Here is a 25,167-nt window from a genome sequence, read left to right as displayed (position 1 = left end):
TTCACCATGATTTCTTTATTTTATCTGTCTTCCAATGCTTTTTACCGCTTATAACTTGTTTTTTCTAGGAGAAGGGGTTCAGGATTTTGCTTAATCCAAGCAATAGCTAACTGACACAAGCGGTCTAGGCGAGGCCCGTCATCAAAATCTTTCCCATGAACCTGAGCAATAAGCTCTTTAGTCTCTGCTAATTCTTGTTCTGAAAGGGGATTTCCCAGAGACAAATATTGAGAGAGAGTCTGAAGCATTTTTCTATAGTCCCTGTCCCAGTTGGCCCCACCATTGCGATCCAGTTCATCTCGAACTCGACCTGGTATACGGATAACTTCTCCCTGAACAGTTTTTGCTGCGCCACTTGAAGGGATTAAGAAGGACCAAAGTTCCTCATATTGCTCCTCCCAAGTTCCTTCTTTGACTAAGATTGGTGCACTGCCATCATGGGTTATTCGTTTGGCTACTGGCTTGACATCAAACAAACGATACAGTTTGGCTAAACCTTTATCTGCTGCTTCTAGATAGTCAGGATTGATCCCTTCTCTATGAAATTCAAAATCCTTACCGATATTTTCGACCTTTTCTTTCATAGCAGGCGTTTTCTTGGCACCAGCATCCAGCAACATAGAGGCGATTTCAGCTGTTTGAGCAATATAGATTCCCCGACAGACAGTGAGAACTGAGTCTAGGGGAGTCTGTCCCCTATCATTTTTAGGGTTAACATTTGCTCCCTTTTCTAAGAGAAGTGCAACTGTTTTAGGATGAAAAAACTGAGCTGCCATATGCAATGGTGTGTTGCCGTAAGTATTGGTTTTTCCAATGTCTGCACCCAATTCAAGCAAGAGTTTTACAGTATCTCTCCCCAAGATTGCTTGACGGTACAAGGGAGTCGCTCCATAATAATCAGGGATATTGATATCCAAGCCCTGTTCGACAAGCCAGATAACCAATTCATCCGGGACTCCTCCCATATGCAGAGGTGTACATAAGCTAAATCTTCCATCATGAGCGGTTAATTCACAACGATCATAGACTGCTTTAAGGGCTTCAATATTTCCTTCGTCCATTAAATCCTTAAACTCTTTTGGTAATGTAACTCTTTTCTTTGCCATTTTTAGTTCCTTTCTTCTGATTCAGCATCTAGGGCAAGCCAATGAAGTTTGTCAACCGTTTTCAAAGTCATGACTTGTCCATCATAATCATTTTTCAACTCAAGACCGTTTTGCTCAATAGATATATGATTGTACCAGTGGTCTAGGCTAGCGTATTCCCCCGTATGAATGTCGATGAGCATACTCGTTATGGGATCCCAAGTCCCTTTCTTAACTGTTTCTGCTAAGAGGTAGTAAGCATCTAAAAATATGAGATTTCTCCCATAGATCCAAAAAGGCAGTTCAAGCTCTAACAAGGGCAACTTGGCAGAAAAAATCTCATCACCGTGTGGTGGAACGGTTTCATAATGAAATTCTATCTCACTGCCATAATAGGCAATCAAGGCTCCCTGACATCCGATATTTTGAGGAATTCCTTCCTCAGCTATTATAAATTCCATGACCTGCTCCTTCTATTTTCAATCATAAAATCCGACCAGACTCTGCCAGAATATCAAACTGGACGCATGGCATTTTCTAGTCATCAAGTGGATGAAGTCACTTTCACAACCCTTCCAAACTGCAGATTGAGCCGTTCCCATGGCTCTAACAAATGCTAGAAAATCTGGTGACAGCCATATTTTTTCATCATAGTTCAGCTCTGCATCAACAGCATAGACAGTCCCAATTTTACAATCCAGCAAAATAGTGTAGGGATCTCCATTTGCAATGATGATCAAGCTGCTTTCTTGTAGAGTTGAGTAATCATGGTATTCCAAATTGCGATTGATCAACCAAGTCAGACTAGTGCCGTCCCCATATCCAAACTGGTAACTTAAAAAACCGATCTGCCCCCAGTTATAGGCCAGAATATACTTCCTAAAAATCGGATCCAAATCTTGGATTTGAAGTTGTCCTTTCAAACGGTCCAGTTCAGACACTGGCAAATCTGTTTTATTAAGGACAATCCCTTCTCTTATCTCAGGGTCCAGCCCTTGTGTTTCTTCTTGGGTAAGGGAAATGATTTGGTCAATTGTCAATAATTCCATTGTCGACCTCCGACTATACATAGGGCATTATCTAGGGTAAGCTAGCTGGTTTGGGACTTCATTTATCTAATGACCTTTCTTATCTCAATTATACTCTAAAACTATCAAATAGAGATAAAATACCAGTATTTTTAGGGATTATTTTCGATGAACAACTTCTCCTAATTAAAGCAAAAAGCCATTCCTCAAGGAAACAGCTTTATCACTTATAATTAAAGGTTTCTCCAGCCAACTTATCTGCTAGCTTGGGAAAGAGGGTATAAAACTTATGGGCTAGATTGAGTAAGACTGGGAGATTGAGTTCTCGTTTGTTTTTCCCTATGGTTTTGACAATCTTTCTAGCTACTACATCTGGCTCGAGTAGGAAACGGTCAACCGATTTGAGATAACTGCCGTCTGGATCAGCCTGGTCAAAAAATCCTGTACGGATTGGGCCTGGATTAACCGTTGTCACATAGACACCATAGGGCATGAGTTCGAGGCGCAAAGCATTTGAAAAACCAATGGCCGCAAACTTGGTCGCAGAGTATAGACTGGACTTGTTAGTCGCTATCAATCCTGCCATACTGACGATATTGATGATATGCCCTTTTCGCATCTCCTTCATACGAGCTGCAAGCAAACGTGATAGATTCATGAGAGCAAAGGTGTTAACCTCAAACATTTGATGAATATCTTGATTAGAAATCTTGTCAAAATCCTCAAAAATCCCGTAGCCAGCGTTGTTAATCAAAACATCAATCTTACCATAACGGAGATAGAGGTCAGCTACCAGTCCTTCTAAGGCTTGCTCATTAGTAATATCAATTTCAATCAATTCTACCTGAGGATGATTTCCGTATAGTTGAGCTAATTTTTCCTTATTTCTACCCAGCAAAATCAATTGATCATTGGGCAAGAGTTTGACCATTTCTTGGGCTAGACCACCACTAGCACCCGTAATGAGAATAGTAGACATATTTATCCTTTCTCGAGATCCTAGATTTCCAATTCTTCTAGGTCTTTAACCACATGGACATTTTCAAAAATCGTTGCCGCATCTTTCTTGAGTTGACTAATGTCTTTTGAAAGGAAGCGTGCACTGATATGGTTGAGCAAGAGTCGTTTGGCTCCTGCTTCTGCCGCTACCTGAGCAGCCTGCATATTGGTTGAGTGACCATGATTGCGGGCAATTTTCTCATCACCTTTACCATAAGTGGACTCATGGACAAGAACATCCGCATTGACCCCAAGACGCACACTAGCATCTGTTTTTCGAGTATCTCCCAAAATGGTGATAATCTTACCAGGTCGCGGTGCTGAGATGTAGTCTGCTGCCTTGATCTCGGTGCCGTCTTCTAGGATAACATCCTGACCGTTTTTGATTTTTCCAAAAAGTGGGCCAAATGGGACTCCAGCAGCCTTGAGTTTTTCAGCATCCAAAGTTCCTTCCAAATCCTTTTGCATGACACGATAGCCAACACAGAAAATAGTGTGGTCCAACTCCTCTGCATACACCGTAAACTTATCGGTCTCCAGGATTTTTCCTAGAGAATCTTGATCAAATTCATGAAAATGAATGCGGTAGGGCAAACGAGAACCCGACACACGAAGGCTGGTTAAAACAAAGGACTTGATCCCTTGAGGTCCATAGATTTCCAAATCTGTCTGCTCTTCATTGGCCTGAAAAGCACGGCTAGAAAGGAATCCTGGCAAGCCAAAAATGTGGTCTCCATGCAGGTGGGTGATAAAGATTTTGCTGACCTTACGTGGTCGAATTGTGGTTTCCAGAATGCGATTTTGCGTTCCTTCTCCACAGTCAAAGAGCCAAACTTCATTAATCTCATCCAAGAGTTTCAGGGCGAGACTTGAGACGTTACGGGCTTTAGAGGGCTGACCAGCCCCCGTTCCTAAAAATTGAATGTCCATTCGATACTTTCTAATTAATCAATATATAACATGGCTGTGCGGTTTTCCGATCGGAAATAGCGCTTGCCAGAAAAAGCTTTAGCTTCTTGCAGTAAATCCTCTTGGCTGTAGCCTTTGAGACGCTTACGACCATCAGCCAAGCTTTCTAAATCCGTCAAAGCCGTGAGACTCTCCACACTAACAACTTCCTCATCTCCAACAGCCTTCATGTAAATCTTACCAGACTCTTCAAAGACTAGTTGATGAGGAAAAATTTGCGCAATTTCAAAGAGCAAATCTTCCGAAATAACTTCTTTATTTTCAGAAAAAATTCGACCCAGACCCTCACTCTCATAGCAAAAACCAAAAGATTTGCCTGACAGATTAAGACGGATAAAGGGTTTGCTTTCTTCCGTGAAACTTGGCTCAGCATTGTAGAGGTTCAGTTCTTGGCTGACTTCTGCAAAATAATCTGTCGCAGCTTGAGGACTCTTTTTCTGGTAGAGTTCTGCAAAGTAGGCATTCACTACGCTGGGTGGAGGGGTGATGAGAGCTAGCTGCTCCTCTTCAGACCTACCAGCTAGAAGCTGGTCCAAATATACCTTGTCTAGACTTGTATAGCCACCATATTTGAGAGCTAATGATTTGATATCAGTCATAAAATTCTTCTAATCTCCATTTATTTTTCTCAGAAATGTAGCCTCTGATGACTTCGCCATCATCTTGGTAGTCACGTTCTTCTAGGATAGCAACACTTTCTAAATCATGAATCTTGTAAGACTTAGAAAAAGGCACGCGCAAAGTAAAGGGTTCAAAAATTTCCTTGATCTTATCTAGCAATAAAGCCTGTAACTGTTCTCTACTATCTTTAGACTTGGCAGAAATCAATGCATAAGGCGTTTGAGTAGGCGTGAAATCTTCCACCAAATCCGCTTTATTATAAAGGGTTAGGCGAGGAATATCCTCCATGTCCAAGTCTTTCATGATAGACAGGACCGTTTTTTCATGTTCCTCATGGTAAGGATTGCTGGCATCGATAACATGAACCAGAAGGTCTACATGCTTACTTTCTTCCAAGGTCGACTTGAAACTGGACACCAACTCTGTCGGTAAGTCTTGAATAAACCCAACAGTATCAGTTAAAGTCACCTGTAGATTGCCCCCCAGATGAATGCTTTTAGTTGTCGCATCCAGAGTCGCAAAGAGCTCATCTGCCTCATACTGGGTCTTGCTAGTCAAGGTATTCATGATAGTTGACTTTCCAGCATTGGTGTAGCCAATCAAACCAATCTTAAAGGTACTTGACTCCAATCGTTTTTCTCGAACTGTCGCTCGATTTTTCTCAACGACTTTGAGCTGACGCTCGATATCTGTGATTTGGTTACGAACACTACGACGATTGAGCTCCAACTGACTTTCACCTGGACCACGAGAACCAATGCCCCCAGCCTGACGGCTAAGCATAATCCCTTGACCAACCAAGCGAGGCAAGAGGTATTTGAGCTGAGCAAGATGAACTTGAAGCTTTCCTTCATGGCTTCGAGCTCTCATTGCAAAGATATCCAAAATCAACTGCATTCGGTCAATGACTTTAACACCCAAGACTTCTTCTAAATTGACATTTTGTCGAGGTGTCAGACGGTTGTTGACGATGACAGTCGTGATTTCTTCTGCATCCACCATTTGAGTTATTTCTTCTAACTTACCAGAACCGACGAAGGTCTTGGAGTCGTATTTTTCACGTTTTTGTCTGTAGCTATCGACTACGACTGCACCAGCCGTCTTAGCCAGACTAGCCAGTTCTTCCATGGAGAGGTCAAAATTATCCATGCCCTGAAGTTCAACACCAATCAGCAGGACTCGCTCCTCTTTTTTCTCCGTTTCAATCATTTAAAAACTCCTCAATCTGGCTGAAAATACGCTCTTTCACACCAGATTCTCCAATCTGATAAAAGATTACCTGCATGCGGTTACGGAACCAGGTCAACTGACGCTTGGCAAAACGACGAGTCGCCTGCTTAAGACTATCACTAGCCTCCTCCAAACTTTGCTCCCCTCGAAAATAGGGAAAGAGTTCCTTATAGCCAATCCCTTTAGCAGCCTGCACATCTGGATAATGGTCAAACAACCACTTAGCTTCATCCAATAGTCCAGCTTCAAACATCAAATCCACACGGTGGTTAATCCGTTCATAAAGCTGACTACGCTCATCATCCAAGCAAATAATCAGAGGTTCATACAAGGTCTCTTGATTTTCCAAGTCTTGACCAAAATGGGCAATTTCCAAGGCACGCATGGCACGACGACGATTAAACTGGGGAATTTCAAGGCCTGTTTGCTCTACAAGATGGGCTAACTCCTCATCCGAAAAAGGTTCCAAACTAGCTCGATAGGCTAAAATATCCTCATGTGGAGTCTCTCCACCTAAATGATATCCTTCTAGCAGACTCTGGATATAAAGACCTGTCCCACCAGCTATTATGGCAAGCTTACCACGACTTTGAATATCCTCAATGGCCGCCTTAGCTTCTGAAACAAAATCAAAAGCCGAGTAAGACTCGGTTACTTCTCTCACATCAATCAAATGATGAGGGACAGTTGCCTGCTCCTCCGGACTAGCCTTGGCTGTCCCAATATCTAGTCCTCGATAGACTTGTTGGCTATCTCCACTAACTACTTCACCATTAAAATGCTTAGCAACTTCAATGGCTAGAGCTGTCTTTCCAACTGCAGTCGGTCCAACAATCACAATTATTTTTGTTTTCATCTTTTTTCCTTGAAAAATTCCCATTTTTTCGTTACTATTATTATATCACAAAAAGGTCAGTCAGAAAAATGCGACCTCTTAAGGTAGCTGGCTGATTTATAAGTTAAAGGAGGAATACTCATGGCTAAAGGATTCGCTAAAGGTCTTGTAACAGGTATTGCAGGAACTGTCGCTGCAGTTGCAGGTGCAGTATACGCAGTTAAAAAGAAAGTGATCGAACCAGAAGAACAAAAAGCAGCTTTCATCGAAGAAAATCGTAAGAAAGCAGCGCGTCGTCGCGTATCACACTAAGCAACAAAAGAAGTTGAGATTTTTTCTCAACTTCTTTTTTTCTATTCTTTTATACTCAATAAAAACCAAATAGGAAACTAGGAATCTAGCGTGGTTTGAAGAGATTTTCAGAGAGTATTAAATTGCCAAGTCAAACTTCAACTGTGGCTTGACTGGATCATAATCAACCAGCTCAAAATCCTCTGCTTTAATATCAAAGAAGTTGGTCTTGTCTGGTACATTTAAGACCAAACGTGGTTGGCAATTTGAAGGCTCACGACGAAGCAATTCCTGAGCTTGTTCAAATTGATTGTCATAAATGTGAAGGTTATTGATAAAGTAGAAGAATTTCCCAACTTTCCAACCAAAGTGTTTAGCAATCATCATCTGAAGAGCCACATACTGCATAGCATTGATATGATGAGCCACCAGCATGTCATTAGAGCGCTGGGTCAAGGTCGCATCTAGATAGATGTCCCCATCTACTCGACGGACATCAAACATGGTCTGGAAGGCACATGGAAGAAGACCATCTGTCTCCTCAAAGGCCTGATAATCCCAAAGTGAGATGATATTGCGACGGTTCCAAGGATTGGCTTCTAACTGTTTGAGAATCTTGTTAATGATGTCATGCTTCTTAACAACAGCCCCATAACGTTCGCCGATTGTCCCTGTATCTCCCACTTCCCAATCATTCCAGTAGTGAACATTGTACTTGTCATTGAGTACTTCCAAACTATTGGTCTGGTCTTGGTAGATCCAAAGTACTTCCTTGATGGCTGATTTGATTGCGATGGGGCGCAAGGTCGTGATGGGAAATTCCCCCTTAGACAAATCGTACTCCGCAAAAGCACCTGTGATGTACTTGGAGTTAGCTACTGTTCCATCCTTATACTTGGGACGAGCTTGTTCTGAAAAGACTCCTTCATTGAGAATTCGCTCGATATTTTCTTTAAAAATCGTGTCTGCTTTTGTCATTTACTCTCACCTCAATTATTGTCTTAACTAGTATAGCATAAAAAAAGAAAGGAGGAAAATCACTCGCTTACGGAAAGCAATTTTCTCCTTTTTATGTTTATTTATTGCAATACAAGTGATGCTGCTCCGATAACTCCAGCGTCATTTCCTAGAGTGGCAAGAGCCAGCTTAGTGGTTGTACGAACTTGTGGGAAGGTATTTTCATCATAAACCTTTTGCACGCCTTGGAGAAGGAAGTCTCCTGCAGCTGATACCCCTCCACCGATAACAATTGTTGATGGGTTAAGGATTGAACCGATGTTGGCACATGCAATACCCAAGTAACGTGAGAAGTTACGGTAAACGATCAAAGCAAGGTCGTCCCCTTCTTTTGCCAAATCAAAGACAGTTTTAGCTGTTACTTCTTCTCCGTCATCAATCAAACGTTTCAACTCTGCATCGCCTTCGTATTCATCTGCATAACGACGAGTCAAGTTGACAATCCCTGTTGCTGAAGCTACTGTCTCAAGACAGCCTTTTTTACCACACGTACATGCGATTGGTTGGTCAAAGTCAACTGTGATATGTCCAAGTTCACCTGCAGCACCAGCAACACCGTGGAGTAATTTACCTTCTGCTACGATACCGCCACCAACACCTGTACCAAGTGTCATAAAGACAACGTCTGGTTGGTTTTCACCAGCACCCATCCAACGCTCACCAAGAGCTGCCACGTTGGCGTCGTTGTCAATGAAGAATGGAATACCCAAGGCTTTTTCCATTTTTTCTTTGATTGGTTGAAGAGTTTTCCAGTTGAGGTTATAGGCACCGATAACAGTCCCTTTTTCACGGTCAACCACACCAGGTGATCCCATACCAATTCCACGGAAATCTTCAGCAGACAATCCAAGCAAGCCCAAACGATGTTGAATCGATTCAATCATATCGTCTACGATATGACTTCCTTCATCCAAAATGTTAGTCTTGATAGACCATTTTTCTTGGATTTCTCCTTCTTGCGTTAAAATAGCGAACTTGATAGAAGTTCCACCAAGGTCAATCCCAATAATCTTTTGACTCATCGTCTTCTCCTTATCCTTAATTGAAAATGCTTACAGTACTAGTATAACAAAATCTGACCATCAGTGCAAAGGTTTGCATTAACTTTCCAGAATTTTTTTCTATTCTATGGTTTCCACAAACCAGAGGCATCTACATAGTAGCGCCCACCATCTACTCGCTCATTTTTTGCCATTTTACCATCTGATTTGAGGTAGTAGTTTCCTTGCCATGCATTGCGAGCATAAGATCCATCTGATTTCAAGTAATACCAGGCTTGGTAAGAAGAGTCATAGACCCATTCACTCTGAGCCATTTTACCATTTGACTTGAGGTAGTATGCACCTTGCCAAGTATTATGCGCATAAGATCCATCTGATTTCAAGTAATACCAGGCTTGGTAAGAAGAATCATAAATCCATTCACCCTGAGCCATTTTACCATCTGATTTGAGATAGTAACTTCCTTGCCAAGTATTGCGGGCATAAGATCCATCTGATTTGAGGTAATACCAAGCTTGGTAATAGTTATCGTATACCCACTCATTCTCAGCCATTCTTCCATCTGATTTGAGGTAGTAAGCCCCCTGCCAAGTATTTGTTACTGGATTTCCATTCTCAGAAAAATAGTACCAAGATCCATTCTGACGAACCCAGCCACTTTCAGCTGCTACACTAGGAGCAGGTACTGCACTATTTGGTGCTGCACTATTTGGTGCTACATTGTTGTTAGCTTGAGATGCACTCGTCTTTTTCTCTTTTAAAACACCCTTAGGCGCATTCTTCGATTCACAAGCGATTCCATCATGATCCTTATCCAGAGTGGCAGAATAACCTGATTCTCCCTTATGAATATCTGCATATCCATTCTCCCAAGCTTCCTTACAGCTTGAAAAATGGATACTTTCATCTGCCACAACAGGTTGTAAAAACAAAGCTAGGACAGGTAAAGAAGCTAGGCCTAGTTTTAATAAATGACGTTTGTTCATGATTTTCTCCTAAAATTATAATATCAATCTCAATATTATTTTATCAAACTTGTTTCAGCAATTCAAGAAAACTTCTGGTTAATTCTGCAAACTCTTTTGGTTTGGCCCTATTCAAGACATGAGGGCCGTCAGGGATGATCTGAAACTGAGAATCTGGCATCAGTTCATGAATACTTTTCATTGAACTGAGATTAGGCTTATCCTGACTACCACAGATCAACAAGCTTGGATAGGGACAATTCCGTGCAATCTCTCTTAAATCAAGTGTTTTTAATTCTTCGGAAACTCCAACCATAAGAGCCTTATCTGCCCCCTGCTTCTCATATATCCTCTTAGGAAGCAATTTGAATATCAGCAACTGAATGTAAAAAGGAATGTTACCTGCTAATTTCAGTGGACATCCTGACAAAACCAAGGCCTGAAGATTTGGTATCTCATAACTTGAAAGCTCCAATGCAAGGGCAGCCCCTAAGGACAAACCGATTGGGACAAAAGGTTCAGTCTCCTCTGATAAGTGCTGATAAATGCGCTCTTTGGCTTCTTGATAAATCCCAACTCCAGTAGGAAATAACTCTATGGCTTCAGAGGGATAATCTGCCAGCAAATCCTGAACTTCTTTCCAACTATCTGCTGACTGACCTAGGCCATGTAAAAATATAAGTTTCATTTAGTTCTCCTTTACTGACAACTCATACAAGCCCCTGACTGCATTACAGCCATAAATGGCTTCTGCTTGTGCCAAATCTTCTATGATCAAGATTCTCTCTTCTACCTGCCCGCTTTCAAGCAAGTGTTGACGATAAATCCCTGGTAAAAGACTTAGTTGACTTGGCGGTGTATAGAGTTTCCCATTCATTTTCAAAACCAGATTGCCAATAGAGGTTTCAAGCAATTTTCCATCAACAGTGTAATAGATGATTTCCAGCTCTCCCATTGTCAAATGTGGTCGGTGTGTCGTCTTAAAGTAGGTAAAGGCCTGCTGTAAATCAGCTTCTTGCAGACAAAGTTTAGCCTGACAGAAAGTTGGACTAAGTGGTGTCAATACTTGTCGATCAATTTCTATTTCTCCAGACTTATTGAGACTGATTCGCAAACGGTAGTCTTGATGGAGGTCACAAGCTTGACACTCTTCCTCTATCTTTTGTCTCAATTCATCTTGATCAAATGGAAAGGCAAAGTAACGACTAGCCTTTTGCAATCTTTCTAGATGTTGATTTTTAAAGAGCAAAGTTTTCTGGCTGATTTTCCCTGTCGTAATCAGCTTAAAGCGAGGCTGTTTGCGATAAAGAACAGCCGCCTTTTGCTGAACTTCACGGTATTCTGACTCCCAAGTGCTATCCCAAGTGATACCTCCACCGACTCCATAGATGGCTTGCTCTCGATGCAGTTGAATGGTTCGAATAGCTACGTTGAAAATCCGTCTACCATTGGGAAGTAAGAGTCCAAGAGTTCCACAGTAAACTCCTCTAGCTTGTGGTTCCAAATTCTTGATAATTTCCATAGTCGCTATCTTGGGAGCTCCTGTAATAGAACCACATGGAAAGAGTGAACGGAAAATTTCAACTAGGTCTACATCCGGTCGTAACTGACTCTTGATGGTCGAAGTCATCTGCCAAACCGTTGAATACTGTTCCACCTGACATAAACGTTCCACATGCTCACTTCCCACCTCAGACAGACGATTCATGTCATTGCGCAAGAGGTCCACTATCATCATGTTCTCTGAGCGATTTTTGGGATCCTGCTCCAACCAAGCGGCCTCTTTCAAGTCTTCAGCATCAGTCAGACCACGTTTAGTTGTTCCCTTCATAGGGCGAGTCGTCAATTCACGATCATTTTGTTCAAAAAAGAGTTCTGGACTCATGGAAATTACTGCCATGTCGTCATGCTCTACGTAAGCATTGTAACCCGCTTCCTGCTCGACAACCATACGATTGTAGATAGCAAAAGGATTGGCAGACAACTCCTGCTTGAGTTGAACCGTATAATTGACCTGATAAGTATCGCCCTGTCGTAAATGATGGTGAATCTGTTCAATTGCCTTTTCATAGTCCTCTGAAGAAGTTACTTCCTGCCAGTTTGATGGCAAATCCACCTCCTCATAAGTCAGAGGAATGCTAGATTTTTCAACGCTGTCATGAATAGTGAAATAGAGGAGATACTCTCCTAACAAGGGACCTGAGTGAACCGCCAACTTCTCCTCAAAAGCTGGCGCAGCCTCATAGCTGACATAACCAACTACATAATAGCCATTCTCTTGGTAGCTTTCCACCTGTGCTAGCAAGTCTGCTACTTCTGCTAAATCTCTGGTTTTTAACTCTTTGATAGGCTGGGTAAAGGTGTATCGCTCACCCAAAGCCCTAAAATCAATCACTGTTTTTCTATGCATATCCTAAGTATACCATAAAAGCCAGACCCCAACAGGAGATCTGGCAATTTTATTCTTTGAGAATGATAAAGTAGATGTCACTTTCTAAGAAAATCTGAACATAGCATCCTCTTTTATCACACCGACTTTTTATCTATCCTTTAGGAAAGAGTTCAGATGAAAATGCATCTGTCACCTGCAATAGTTTTTGGAAGACTTTTTTCTTCAGAGCTACTGTATAGTTAGCAACTGAACCACCATACTTAAAGTTTCGGTAATCCGTTTCTACTGCTTGGTCAAACAAATCTTGCAATTTCTCGTAAGAATCAATTTGTTGGCCATCAATTTCAAAACCATGGATTCCTCGTTTAGCCTTAGCAACGATATCGTCAAACCAGGCCTTCTTCCATTCTTCTAAGTTTTGGAACTTGCCTTTCGAAACCTTCTGGATAATGAAATCATCCCCAAGGGTGTCATGTCCCTCGTTTAACGCCTCATCCTTGTATTTATTAGAAGCATAGCCTAGGAAACCATTTTCGTAACCATAATACCCCCACATACGGAAGGCATTATGCTTGAAGGAGATGGCTCCTGGAGCTCCCTGACTTGTATTACCGCCGTAGATAGCATCTACCATCTTGACATTGACATAAGCTGTCTTGAGTTCTTCTGGTCGGTAAGTTCCCTGATAATGCCTGTTGGTGATGATGTTATTTTTGATTAAATCATCCACAGAATTTAGCTGAGTCTTGGCTTCCTCATCTGTCAATGGACGGACATAGTCCCACTGGTTAGGAGCAAGGAGTTTATTATCCTGATCCTGATAGCGCATTTGCTTGGTCATCTTGCTGAACCAGGCCTTCTTCAAAGCCAGATCATTCTTAGCGAGAACTCGTTCTCCTTCCAGATAATCTAGAAGCATCAAGGCCTCGTTATAACCTTTCATGTAGTGGTCAATCTGCTGGCGTGTTTGCAACTTGGTTGGATCTGGATTGTACCATTGATCCCCATCATTTGGTCGCATGTAAGCCATATTGATACCGAGGGCGCCGTACTCACCCTGATGACCTTCCTCAGCCGGTGACTGGAGCATACCCTGAGCATAGGCTTCTACATAGGTTCCTTCACGATGTTTGTAGCCACCCAGATAGACAATGCGATCGTTGACGTGAGTTGTCTCATGGGTGTAGACAGACAAGCCATACTCACTCATCATATCGATTTCCACAAAGTGAACAGCATCTCTGGCATTTATCTTTGGATAGATAGAGGCATAAGCTCCTAGTTTATTGTCTTTATAGTAGCGACCTGCTGGTCCAAATACCTCACGAATTGGCGCGTAGTCTTCCATACCACTGGTATGTCCATAACGCTCTACCCAGCCACGTCCATCAACGCGATAGCCTTCCCAAACTGGTGTAGCTACATTAAAGTCACTCTTAACCATACGGTCTTTAACTTCATCAGCAGCAAGTCGATACCAGAAGTCCAAGTAAGTCAACTGGCGGTCCGCTACTAGATCAATGTCAGCTTTCATCTGGTCTATGGTTTTGCCAGATTTATCAGCTGATCCGAAGGTAATGGTATTGTAGTTGGAAATCAGGAACATCTGTGCCTTCTTGACATTCAACAAAGGAAGAATCATATTGCGATGTAACCAGTTATTAAGATTGTCATAAGCTCGATGCTTCCGATTGGCAATTTCTTGATTCTTCGAAGCTCGCTCTGCTATGTACACATGGCCCTTAGTGGCATTCACAAACCAGTCATTCATATCCTTGTCAGTCGTCAACAACTGTCTGTTGTAGTTTAAGAAGGCATGTAAATCTTCAGATTTTGTATCTTTGGCTAGGACTCTTGCAAAGGTTTCATGAGTCTGGTCGCCTTTTAGGTTATTTTCTCTTGAACCGAGTTCAATCAACCGATCTAAGATATCCACATTTTGGCCATAAAAATCTGGTTTAAAGAGCATGAGTTCTTTCAGATTGTAATCGGCAAATCGGATACCGTAATAGCGATTGAGATAAGCAAAACCCAGCATGATAGCTGACTGATGATCCTGAACTTTCTGCTTCAAGGAAGCCATGCTAGCAGGTGAATCGTTCCACTGATAGTCTAGATTGGTGAGTAACTTATCAACCAGAGTTCCCAGCTGCGCTTTGACCTCTGCAAAGCTTTCTTCTAGATACCAATTCTTCACGGCCTCAACCTTCTTATCAAGGCTGGTGGTTTGATCATCTAGGATTCGATAAACCCCATCAGACTGTAAGTCCACTGTTTTCAGGATTGAGGTCAGGTCCTTGGCTAGGGCTGAACGGTCCTTAACCAGCATATCTGGAGTATACAGCACATCCAAGTCAGCAATCTTGTATTCCTTAATAGCAGTCAAGCCAGAATTTTGCGAGGTAATTGCAAATACATCCTTGGTCTGGTCTGCATAATGAACCATGATATGGTCTGCCACTGAAAGGTCTGTCACAAAGTCTTTCCCTTTCATGGCAATAACAGAGACTACCTCTTTCTTGGCTAGATTGTGATCAAGATCCAGCTTGTTTCCTTGATTTACAATCCATTCTTTATTGTAGAAAGGTTGCAATTTTTCAAGGTTTCGATAGGCTTGATCATGGCGACTATCATAATCTTGGATATCCTGATAAGCGTATTCTTTTACACCAGAAATCGTAGGAGAATCAGCACTTGACTTAGCCAAGTAGTAACTGTAGCCTTCTTCAAAGGTTTTCTGAGCATTACGTTGAATCAAGTCAGTTGCCTCAGCAGTCACCTTGTAATAGTCTTTTCCATTAATTCTCTCAGTTTGAATAGACTTGATGGCTAAACGGCTAGTCTTATGAACTTTAGAACTAACCTTGAGATAGTAGTTTTCCAAATTCCTTGGTGCTTCCGCCAATTGTTGAATCTCAGTCTCTCTGCCATTGTCAACCTTGATAAGACTTGTTTCCTTGACGTCTTTTATTTCTAGCTTTTTAAGCTCTAAACGGAGATTTTGTTCCTCAAGCAGAGCGCTCTCCTCACCCTTACCACGATTAAAGACCATCTTTGTAGATATGGTGTAATCCGTGTAGAGTTTTAGATTGTCAACTGTTGCTTCCAGCTGTTCACTCGTTAAATCAAGAGTCTGATCCTCTAACCCCTTGGCTTTGATAGTGGCACTAATTTTTGAGACGGTAACGCCATCTGCCTTCTCCAAGTTATAACTTAAGCGAGCTGAACGGCCCATCGAATTTCCAGTAATAGTTGAAAGAGTTAGGACAGGTTCAGGTTTAATTTCTTCTTTTTCCTTACTGCCACGGATGATAACCTGATCTTTAGCTTCTCTTAAAATCCGTGTTGTTTCTTTCGGCTCTGAAATACGTTTCCCATCTTTTTCCTCATAGCTGGTAACAATCTCTTTCTCACCATCTTGACCGACTTGCTCAATTCTTGTTTCACCGACAAGCATGTCTGGATCAATCTTTTCCCTAGTTTGTTTAGGAATCAACTCTTTTCGGACTTCAATATGTAAAGTCGGGTTTGTATCCTGAATCAGCGCTTCAGTAGCATTCACACCACCACTATAGCTAGGGATTTCCTGTTTCAAAGTATCAACGGGAACTGCACCTCCTTCATAGTCTTGTAAGGTTTCAGCTACTGCTCCTTGGCCATTAACACCACCCTCAAATGTTGGTTTTGTTGGCTCGACTAAGGAGTCACCTGATCCGCCGCCTGTAAACTCTGGGATTTCCTGTTTCAGAGTATCAACTGGAACTGCGCCTCCTTCATACTCTGGTAAGCTTTCAGATACTGTACCTGGGCCATTGACTCCACCTTCAAATGTTGGTTTTGACGGCTCGACTAAGGATTCGCCTGATACGCCACCTGTAAACTCTGGTTTGTCATGGACTTCTGGGACGCCACTTTGACTACTCAATTCTGGGGTATACTCTGGCAAAGCTTCAGCTACTGTACCTGGGCCATTGACTCCACCTTCAAATGTTGGTTTAGACGGCTCGACTAAAGATTCGCCTGATACACCGCCTGTGAACTCAGTATGTTCCTGTTTCAGAGTATCAACTGGGACTGCACCACCTTCATAATCTGGTAAGGCTTCGACCACTGTACCTGAGCCATTGACTCCACCCTCAAATGTTGGTTTTGTTGGCTCAACTATGGATTCGCCTGATACACCGCCTGTGAACTCAGTATGTTCCTGTTTCAGAGTATCAACTGGAAATGCACCACCTTCATACTCTGGTAAGGCTTCGGCTACTGTACCTAGGCCATTAACTCCACCTTCAAATGTTGGTTTTGTTGGCTCAACCAAGGAGTCGCCAGATACTCCACCTGTAAAGTCTGGTTTGGCGTGGACTTCTGGCACGCCACTTTGACTACTCAATTCTGGGGTATACTCTGGCAAGGCTTCAGCTACTGCTCCTGGACCATTAACACCACCTTTAAATGCTGGTTTAGACGGTTCAACCAAGGATTCGCCTGATACGCCACCTGTGAAGTCTGCTTTGTCATGGACTTCTGGGACGCCACTTTGACTAGTCAATTCTGGGGTATACTCTGGTAAGGCTTCGGCTACTGTACCTAGGCCATTAACTCCACCTTCAAATGTTGGTTTTGTTGGCTCAACCAAGGACTCACCCGATACTCCGCCTGTGAACTCAGATTTGGCGTGGACTTCTGGCACGCCACTTTCACCACTCGATTCTGGTGTGTACTCTGGTAAGGCTTCAGCTACTGCTCCTAGGCCATTGACTCCACCTTCAAATGTTGGTTTAGTTGACTCGACTAAGGATTCGCCTGATACGCCACCTATGAATTCAGGAATTTCATGAATAGCTGCTTGATTTACTGGTTTTGCAGGAATTTCTGAATTTTCACTAGATGTTAGATCTTGCCCTGTTCCTCTTAAATCTGACTCTAATAAATAGCCAATATAGTCATAGCCTTTAATGTCAATAATCCCTTGAGAGAAACCATCTGCAGACACAAGGGTTTTAGTCTGATCATAAGCTAGCAAGTCCTTGTGTTCAAAAGCAAATACTTGATAAGGTAGTAATAAACTCTTACCTACAGAAGCAATCAATAACACTCCAACTATCTTAGAAGGTTTTTTCTTTGAAAATAGGAAAACCACCAAACTAGCAGTCAAAAGACCAACACCAGCCAAGGGGAAGCTGATAGATCCAGTTTGAGGTAAGACGGCTTGTCCCTGCTTGCGATAAACTAGATAATAGTTATCTTGGCTCAAATCTTGTGGCAATTCATGATGAATGAGTTCACGTTCAGCAGCTGTCAACTCCGATTCTGCTAAATAGTGAAAGGAAACTTGCTTGGTTTCATCAGCCTGAACCAGTTTCGGTTCAAGTGTTCCTCCAATAAAGGCAAGTCCAATCAATACCGAGCTCACTCCCATGCTCAGTTTACGAATGGCAAATTTTTGTAGCTTTTTTCTATCTTCCATGTCAGCTTTGTTCTTGTCCTTAAAGACATCTCCTTTATTCCGTTTTCATAATCTTATTATAATATTTTGTTGTTTTTTTTACAAAATATTTTCGAGATAAATCGAACATTTTTAATTTGGTAGATATTCCAATAAATCATCTGGCTAGCGATCTAATTATTTGTAGATAGTTTCAAGCATTGAAAAACGGATGGCTTTCACCTTACTTGTTTTCAAAATCAAAAATTTTCAGGAGTGATTCCAACACGTTCGATTAAATTGCCCAATCGCTTCTAAAATCCAAATTCTACACTTCTTATGAATTAAAATATATTTCTAGTAAACACTTTTTAATAATCTCAAGATCACTCAACATAATCCAACAAATAACCATAACCCTTTTCTTCCATTTGAGCTTTAGGAATAAAGCGAATGGAGAGACTATTGATACAATAGCGTAGACCTCCCTTGTCCTGAGGTCCATCTGTAAAGACATGTCCTAGGTGAGAATTCCCTGTTCGACTTCTGACTTCCGTTCTGACCATATTGTATGACTTGTCTTCCTTATAGGTCGCAACATCTGGACTGATAGGTTGGGTAAAACTTGGCCAACCACAACCCGATTCAAATTTATCTTTCGAAGAAAAGAGGGGTTCGCCAGTCGCAACATCCACATAAAGGCCTGCTTCAAATTGATCCCAGTAACGATTTGAAAAGGCACGTTCTGTTTGACCATTTTGAGTCACTGCATACTCCTCAGGAGACAGAAGTTTTTTCAATTCATCGTCGCTCGGTTTTGGATATTGACTCGCATCAATGACAGGATAGGCTGCTTGATTGACATTGATATGACAATATCCATTAGGGTTTTTCTGGAGATAGTCTTGGTGGTAATCTTCAGCCACGATAAAATTTCTTAAGGCTTCCTTTTCAACCGCTAGAGGTTGGTCGTACTTCTTAGAAACTTGGTCAAAAACTTGATTGATGACTTCTAAATCTTTCTCATCTGTATAGTAGACTCCTGTTCTGTACTGAGTCCCCACATCATTTCCCTGCTTATTTTTACTGATTGGATTGATAATGCGGAAATAATGGAGCAAAATTTCTTTTAAAGAGATTTGATTGGCATCATAGGTCACATGAACAGTCTCAGCATGTCCAGTTTGGCCGATCAATTCATACTGGGTTGTTTCTCCTCTGCCATTCGCATAGCCAGAGACCGCATCTGTCACACCCACTACTCGTGAAAAATACTCTTCGACTCCCCAGAAACAACCTCCTGCTAGATAGATTTCATGTAAGTCAGCATCTTTACTTGGCTCAGTTTTTTTCTTGGCCTTTTGTCCTTGACTAACTGCTGCCTTCTCGATTTGAGTGGTATCTGTGTAGCTTGCGCTCCTTTTTTCCAAAAGAAATAAAATTCCAATAATAATGCAAATGATGATTCCTATGAATACAATTATTTTTAATTTATCATTCATGATGAGCCTCTAATATATGCTTTTTAGCGTTTGTAAAATAGTTTCCTTGTCCATAAAGCCTGGCTGGGTCTTAACGAGTCTACCTTCCTTATCAATAAAGGCCTGAGTCGGATAAGAACGAACTCCGTAACTCGCCAAAAGTTGTCCCGAAGGGTCTAGCAATACTGGTAAATCTTTATAGTCCAAGCCCTGATACCATTTCTTGAAGCCTTCTTCTGCTTGCTCGCCTTTTTGACCAGGAGAAACGACTGTCAAAACAACATAGTCATCGCTTTCTTCTTTAGCCAGCTCATCGGTATCAGGGAGGCTGGCTAGACAAATAGAGCACCAAGATGCCCAAAATTTGAGATAGACCTTTTTACCCTTATAATCAGATAGATGATAGGTTTTCCCATCAACTCCCATAAGCTCAAAGTCTGGAACTGCTTCTCCGTTTTTTGCTACCTGAGAGCTAACTTGCGCTTGTTTGTCTCCATTTTGTTTATCAGCCTCGCTTGTTGTCTGATTTTTACAAGCTGATAGACAAAACAAACTAGTGCAGACCAATACAGTTGCTTGCCATGTTTTCATCTTCATCACCTTCCTCGTTTATCATATGAATATAGATATCGGCTTTATAGTTCTATTATATACCTACCTTGCTAAAAATACTTGGAATCTGTTTGGAAAATTCTTAAAACTCTTGGAAATCCAAAAACTCCCACCTGCTAATAAGCAGATGAGAGCTTTGGATTATTTAAAGATTGAAGTTTTAAAGCTATCTGTTTGTTGAAGAAGTTTCTTGAAGACTTTTTCTTTAAGTGATACGGTATTGTCAAATTTAACAGATCCGTTACTTAGAGTAGCCTTATCTTTATCAACTGCTTCAGCAAATGCGCGTTTCAAGTCTTCATAGCTATTGTATGTTTTACCATCAATTTCAATAGATTGAATTCCATTTTTGGCACTTGTCACAACTTCTTTGAAATAAGCTTTCTTCCAATCTTCAAGATTGTTGAATTTTCCTTCAGAAATCTTGTTAATGATGAAGTCATCACCTAGAGTCTCTTTACCAGCTTTCTTAGATTCAGCTTTTAGCATATTAGATGCATAGTTTAAGAATCCTTTTTCGTAGCCATAGTAACCCCAGATTCTGAAGGTATTGTGTTTAAATGACATCGCTCCAGGAGCACCTTCACTTGTGTTACCACCATAGATACCAGACATCATTGGAACGTTCACATAAGCAGAATCAAAGTCAGTAGGATTATAAACTCTGTTACCTGGACCACGGTTAGTCATAAAGTTATTGGTTACTAAGTCATCTACTGTGCGTAAAGGAATAGCTTTTTCCTCATCACTTAAAGGTCTAACCTTATCGAATTGGTTCTTGGTGTTATTTCCTCTGTATTGCTTATCAACCTTCTTGAACCAAGCATTGTTCAAATCTTGATTTGCCTTATCGAGGACAGCCTCTCCTTCCAGGTAATCCAGAAGCATGAGGGTGTCATTGTAGCCCTTCATGTAACGATCAATTTCGTCACGTGATTTCAGATCATTTGGATTGGTGTTATACCATTGATTTCCATCATTTGGACGTTCATAAGCCATATTGAGACCTAGGGCTTTATATTCACCGTTTGGATTTGATACGGATGGAGTTTGCAACATTCCTTGTGCAAATGCTTCAAGATCTGTTCCTTCACGGTGTCTTGAGCCACCTAGATAAACCATACGGTCATTTACGTGAGTTGTTTCGTGGGTAAAGGCTGAAATACCAAAGTCACTAATCATATCGGTAACCATGAAGAAGACAGAGTCATCTTTATATGGATTGGCATAAACACGAGCTACCGCTCCCATACGCCAGTCTGTTGCATGGTAACGTCCTGTAGGTCCGTATAATTCACGAATAGGAGCAACATCTTTACCACTATTAGTGTGACCGTATTTATCAGTACTAATATCTTTATAGTTTTGGTTATCTAAAACAGGGGTTGGAACCATGTTATTGCTCTTCAAGAGTTGATTACGAACTTTATCGATTGATAGACGTGACCAGAAGTCTAGATAATTTTGTTGCCCTTTTGCAACTTTATCGATTTCAGCTTTGAAGGCATTACGTTCCGCTTCAGTATACTTACCATATTTCTCAAATGAACTATAAGCCATTGTATTGTAAGTTGAAATCAAGAACATATGAGCATCTTTCAAGTTCAAGAGTGGCAAGATCATCTTACCGTGCATATCATTGTTTAAGCCTTCATAAGCTCTGTGTTTCTTATCAGCAAACTCAGGAGTTGTTGTTGCTGGTTCAACGATATAAACATTGTCTTTGGTAGCTTTGATAAACCAATCGTTCAAGTTTGTATCATTTGTGAATAGACGCATATTATAGTCTAAGAAACTGTTTAACTCGCCTATACCGATAACTCCACCGATAGTTTCGCGATAAGCTTCTAAAGTTCTATCACCTTTAATGATATTTTCTTTGGAACCAATCTTGATTAAGAAGTCTAACACATTTACATTTTTACCATAGAAGTCTGGTTTGAACAACATGAGTTGCTTGATATTGAAGTTATCAAACTTAACTCCGTAGTAACGATTGAGGTAAGACAAACCAAGAAGAACAGCAGCCTTGTTGTCATCAATCTTCTTGATCAAGGCACGTTTAGCAGCTTCATCTGTGTTTAATTGATGGTCTTCATTTTCAAGCAACTGTTTCACAAATTTAGCCAGATTATCCTTGACTTCTTTGAAGCTTTCTTCTAGGTAAAGATCTTTTATAGCGTTAACTTTATTTGGTCCTGTTCTACCTAGGTGTGTGTAGATAGGATCTGATTGCAATTCTACTGGGCTTAATTTTTCAACGATAGCATTGATAAGATCGCTACGGTCTTTGTCAACCATGTTTGGAGTGTAAACAACTTCTCCAAGTTCAGCAATGCTGTACTCTTTGACTTGTTTGACCTTAGAGTCTTTCGGTGAAACAGTAAAGATGTCTTTAGTCTTATCACCATAATGAACCATAATATGGTCAGCGTCAGCCAATTCTGTCACAAAGGCATTGCCCTTCATGGCAGTAACAGACAAGACTTCCTTGGTCAAGAGAGGACTATCAGCCGCCAATTTGTTTCCTTGGTTAACAATCCACTCTTTGTTGTAGAATGGTTGCAATTTTTCGATATTACGGTAGGCAAGTTCACGAGAAGCGTCGTAACCATCGATTGTTTTGTATTGATCAGCTTTGTTGACAATGTTATTGAGTTTGTCTTCAACAGGTTTGGTGCTTTCAAATTTATCAGCAGTGATTCCCATCGCTTCAATCTTCTTGTCAGCTTCTTCTTGTGAGATGCTAGGAATCTTGCGAGAATTCTTATAAGATTTATTACCCTCACTTACACCCTCAACACTGAAGTTACGTTTTGTTCTTGAATAGGTGAAGTAATCATCAGCGTCAATATCCGAGTGACCGAAGACCATTTCACCAGTTTTGACTTTCATCATGGTGATGTTGTCTTCAATAGCACCCAAGGCCCAGTTAGTACCCAGCAAGCCACCTGATTGAACGGCTTCTTTCAGCTCGATCGAACCTTTAGCAACTGAATTTCTAAGGACACCTTCTCTTCCTAGTGTATTGTTATCTCCACCATTTTGAGAAGAATAAACTAATCCTGCAGCTTTTGCCTTGTTACCAGTAATTTCAGCATCAACGTAAGCTTTTTCTACGATACCTTTCCAGTTTTCACCTAGAACACCCGCTAAGTACCAACCTTTGTTTCCAGCAGCATGAATCTTACCGATAAAGGCAACATTACTTACCTTACCACTACCATCAATTTTATTGATAATACCAGCTACATCGTTGCCCCCGACAACATTACCTGTTACTTTAACATTTTCAACAGTTGCATTATTTTTGATGACACCTGCGATTGGTGCTACTCGATCAAATCCAGGCATGTCAATGTTGACATTTTCAAGCAAGAGATTCTTGACAGTACCACCTTCAATGTTACCAAACAATGGTCTCGTAATGTTATGGATGGCAAATTTATTACCTTCTGTACTTTCCAATGTTCCCTTGAAGGCATTGGTTACATAAGACTTGCCAGCTGGTTGAACGTTACTTGCATTCATACTGCTACCAAGCTTAAAGGTACCAGTAGGATTGTCCTGCATAGCTTTTACAAGGTCATTGAAATCGTAATAAACATCACCTTCATGGGCTTTTGGCTTAGCAAAGTAATGGACATATTCCTCTGTAAACTGATTATCTGCGTTACGTTGGACTAGGTCTGGTGCTTTAGCAGTGATTTTGAACAATGCTTTACCATCAACTGTGACTTCTTCAATCTTATCAACTGCAAGTTTTGTCACCTTGTTCTCATGAGTAGTCACTTTCAAGTAATAAGGTTTAACATCTGATGGTTTAGCTGACAATAGACTATTATCAGTCTCTACACCTTGGTCATCAACACTGATAAGGCTGGTTTCCTTGATGTTTTTGACTTCGACTTTTTTGAGATCAAGTCGCAGTGGTTCTTCCGTGAGAACTACTTCTTCGTTCCCATTTCCACGATCGTAAACCATCTTGGTCGCAATCTTGTAGTCCTTGTAGTATTTCAAGTCTGTAAGATTAGCAGTCAAATCTCCCTCAGACATGTTGACTGTTTGAAGGCTAGTGTCACTACCTTTCAAAACAACTTCAAGAGATTTAATGGTTACACCTGTTGGTTTTACCAATTGGTAACGAACCTTAGCACTGCGCTCTAATTCTTCTTTATCTATATGAATGAGGGTCAACGTTGGCTCAGTCAGGATTTGATCACCTTTTTTGATGATACGATCTTGAACTGCTTCAACAACTTCCTCTGAAATCGTTGGAACATCTGCAGTTTTCACGCCCTTAAGAGTCTTATAGACTTTGGTAATCTTTTTCTTGCCGTTTTGACCAGCTTGAGCAACAACTTCTGTTCCCTTCGGAAGAGTGCTGTCTACTTCTGTTCTTGTCTCGAAAGGAATTTCTTCAAATGAAACTTCTTCAACTTGACCTTCAATAGCCTTTGTACCGCGACTAATTTTTTCGTTTACTGGCGCCGTAACAGTTTCTGTACTCGTGCTGATTGGATCCCCAACTTTTTGGCCATTGACTGTCTTATAAACACGATGAATCAGCTGACTTCCTGCTTGACCGTTTTGAATCACTGTTTCTTCATCAGTGTAACGAGTATCATCAGCCACATACTCCTTTGTATATGGAACTGCTACTGTTTCAGTTTCTGTAATAGTTGCTTCAGCTACTTTATACTCTGGCAATTCTGGCTGAACTAGGGATTCACCTTCGTGACCTGCTTCTTGGGTTCCTTTGGCACTAATCTCGCCTGTATAAGCTGGGGATTCTGGTTGAACCAAAGATTCGCCTTCATGACCTGCTTCTTGCGTGCCTTTGGCTGTAATCTCACCTGTATAAGCTGGAGCTTCTGGTTGAACTAAGGATTCGCCTTCATGACCTTCTTCTTGCGTGCCTTTAGCTGTGATCTCACCGGTGTAGGCTGGCAATTCTGGCTGAACCAGGGATTCACCTTGGTGCCCCTCTTCTTGGGTGCCTTTGGCACTAATCTCGCCTGTATAAGCTGGGACTTCTGGTTGAACCAGGGATTCACCTTCGTGGCCTTCTTCTTGAGTTCCTTTAGCTGTAATCTCACCGGTGTAGGCTGGCAACTCTGGCTGAACCAAAGACTCACCTTGGTGACCTTCTTCTTGGGTGCCTTTGGCACTAATCTCGCCAGTGTAGGCTGGCAATTCTGGTTGAACCAAAGATT

18 protein-coding genes are annotated in these 25,167 nt (G+C 41.3%); 1 reads left to right on the top strand and 17 read right to left on the bottom strand.

Annotation, left to right across the window (positions count from 1 at the left end; translation table 11 throughout):
- Nucleotides 1-41: 41 nt before the first annotated feature.
- The 8 genes from HMPREF2795_RS03085 to miaA form a co-directional block, all read right to left on the bottom strand.
- A complete protein-coding gene (locus tag HMPREF2795_RS03085) occupies nt 42-1,106 on the bottom strand; it encodes an ankyrin repeat domain-containing protein (RefSeq protein ID WP_075228205.1) in 1,065 nt (354 codons plus the stop codon).
- A gap of 2 nt (nt 1,107-1,108) precedes the next feature.
- Nucleotides 1,109-1,546 (bottom strand): hypothetical protein, encoded by a 438-nt coding sequence (locus tag HMPREF2795_RS03080; RefSeq protein ID WP_075228204.1) that lies wholly within the window; start codon nt 1,544-1,546, stop codon nt 1,109-1,111.
- Nucleotides 1,547-1,564: 18 nt separating this feature from the next.
- The gene (locus HMPREF2795_RS03075; RefSeq protein ID WP_075228203.1) at nt 1,565-2,134 is read right to left on the bottom strand and encodes an SMI1/KNR4 family protein; all 570 of its coding nucleotides are present in this window, start codon (nt 2,132-2,134) and stop codon (nt 1,565-1,567) included.
- A 202-nt stretch (nt 2,135-2,336) separates the two neighbouring features.
- Nucleotides 2,337-3,092 carry an SDR family NAD(P)-dependent oxidoreductase gene (locus HMPREF2795_RS03070; protein ID WP_075228202.1) on the bottom strand — a complete coding sequence of 252 codons (756 nt, stop codon included), beginning with the start codon at nt 3,090-3,092 and terminating at the stop codon, nt 2,337-2,339.
- A gap of 20 nt (nt 3,093-3,112) precedes the next feature.
- Entirely contained in the window at nt 3,113-4,042 is a 930-nt protein-coding gene (gene rnz, locus HMPREF2795_RS03065) for a ribonuclease Z (protein ID WP_075228201.1), read from the bottom strand.
- A gap of 14 nt (nt 4,043-4,056) precedes the next feature.
- Complete coding sequence (locus HMPREF2795_RS03060) at nt 4,057-4,680, bottom strand: cystathionine beta-lyase (protein WP_075228200.1); 624 nt, start codon at nt 4,678-4,680, stop codon at nt 4,057-4,059.
- Entirely contained in the window at nt 4,673-5,911 is a 1,239-nt protein-coding gene (gene hflX / locus HMPREF2795_RS03055) for a GTPase HflX (RefSeq protein ID WP_075228199.1), read from the bottom strand. The genes HMPREF2795_RS03060 and hflX overlap by 8 nt, the downstream gene beginning before the upstream one ends.
- The gene (miaA, locus tag HMPREF2795_RS03050) at nt 5,904-6,788 is read right to left on the bottom strand and encodes a tRNA (adenosine(37)-N6)-dimethylallyltransferase MiaA (RefSeq protein ID WP_075228198.1); all 885 of its coding nucleotides are present in this window, start codon (nt 6,786-6,788) and stop codon (nt 5,904-5,906) included. Before miaA ends, hflX begins: the two co-directional genes overlap by 8 nt.
- 120 nt (nt 6,789-6,908) lie before the next feature.
- Between miaA and HMPREF2795_RS03045 the strand changes: the two genes are divergently transcribed.
- The gene (locus HMPREF2795_RS03045) at nt 6,909-7,079 is read left to right on the top strand and encodes a DUF3042 family protein (protein WP_001051776.1); all 171 of its coding nucleotides are present in this window, start codon (nt 6,909-6,911) and stop codon (nt 7,077-7,079) included.
- Between the two features lie 117 nt (nt 7,080-7,196).
- Here the strand turns inward: HMPREF2795_RS03045 and HMPREF2795_RS03040 are convergent, their stop codons facing one another.
- The 9 genes from HMPREF2795_RS03040 to HMPREF2795_RS03000 all read right to left on the bottom strand — a co-directional run.
- Nucleotides 7,197-8,036 carry a thymidylate synthase gene (locus HMPREF2795_RS03040; protein WP_049502758.1) on the bottom strand — a complete coding sequence of 280 codons (840 nt, stop codon included), beginning with the start codon at nt 8,034-8,036 and terminating at the stop codon, nt 7,197-7,199.
- Between the two features lie 101 nt (nt 8,037-8,137).
- Nucleotides 8,138-9,097, bottom strand: a complete 960-nt coding sequence (locus HMPREF2795_RS03035) for an ROK family glucokinase (protein ID WP_075228197.1) — start codon at nt 9,095-9,097, stop codon at nt 8,138-8,140.
- Between the two features lie 104 nt (nt 9,098-9,201).
- Complete coding sequence (locus tag HMPREF2795_RS03030; protein ID WP_083303341.1) at nt 9,202-10,062, bottom strand: excalibur calcium-binding domain-containing protein; 861 nt, start codon at nt 10,060-10,062, stop codon at nt 9,202-9,204.
- A gap of 43 nt (nt 10,063-10,105) precedes the next feature.
- Nucleotides 10,106-10,729 (bottom strand): alpha/beta fold hydrolase, encoded by a 624-nt coding sequence (locus tag HMPREF2795_RS03025; protein ID WP_075228196.1) that lies wholly within the window; start codon nt 10,727-10,729, stop codon nt 10,106-10,108.
- On the bottom strand, nt 10,730-12,451 hold the full coding sequence (gene pabB, locus HMPREF2795_RS03020; RefSeq protein WP_075228195.1) for an aminodeoxychorismate synthase component I: 1,722 nt from the start codon (nt 12,449-12,451) through the stop codon (nt 10,730-10,732).
- Between the two features lie 133 nt (nt 12,452-12,584).
- Nucleotides 12,585-17,900, bottom strand: a complete 5,316-nt coding sequence (locus HMPREF2795_RS03015) for an SIALI-17 repeat-containing surface protein (protein WP_075228194.1) — start codon at nt 17,898-17,900, stop codon at nt 12,585-12,587.
- Between the two features lie 344 nt (nt 17,901-18,244).
- Nucleotides 18,245-19,360: a peptide-methionine (R)-S-oxide reductase MsrB gene (msrB, locus tag HMPREF2795_RS03010; protein WP_075228193.1), complete on the bottom strand. Its 1,116-nt coding sequence runs from the start codon at nt 19,358-19,360 to the stop codon at nt 18,245-18,247.
- Nucleotides 19,361-19,369: 9 nt separating this feature from the next.
- Nucleotides 19,370-19,930, bottom strand: coding sequence for a TlpA family protein disulfide reductase (locus tag HMPREF2795_RS03005; protein ID WP_075228192.1), 561 nt, complete (start codon nt 19,928-19,930; stop codon nt 19,370-19,372).
- A 162-nt stretch (nt 19,931-20,092) separates the two neighbouring features.
- Nucleotides 20,093-25,167, bottom strand: a 5,075-nt coding sequence (locus tag HMPREF2795_RS03000) for a ZmpA/ZmpB/ZmpC family metallo-endopeptidase (protein ID WP_261675644.1), incomplete at its 5' end; no start/stop codon positions are given.

Origin of the sequence: Streptococcus sp. HMSC056C01, from assembly GCF_001811305.1 — a bacterium.
GTDB lineage: Bacteria > Bacillota > Bacilli > Lactobacillales > Streptococcaceae > Streptococcus.
The sequence above is the reverse complement of the archived record's forward strand: the minus strand, read 5'-3'. Positions and strand labels throughout refer to the sequence as shown.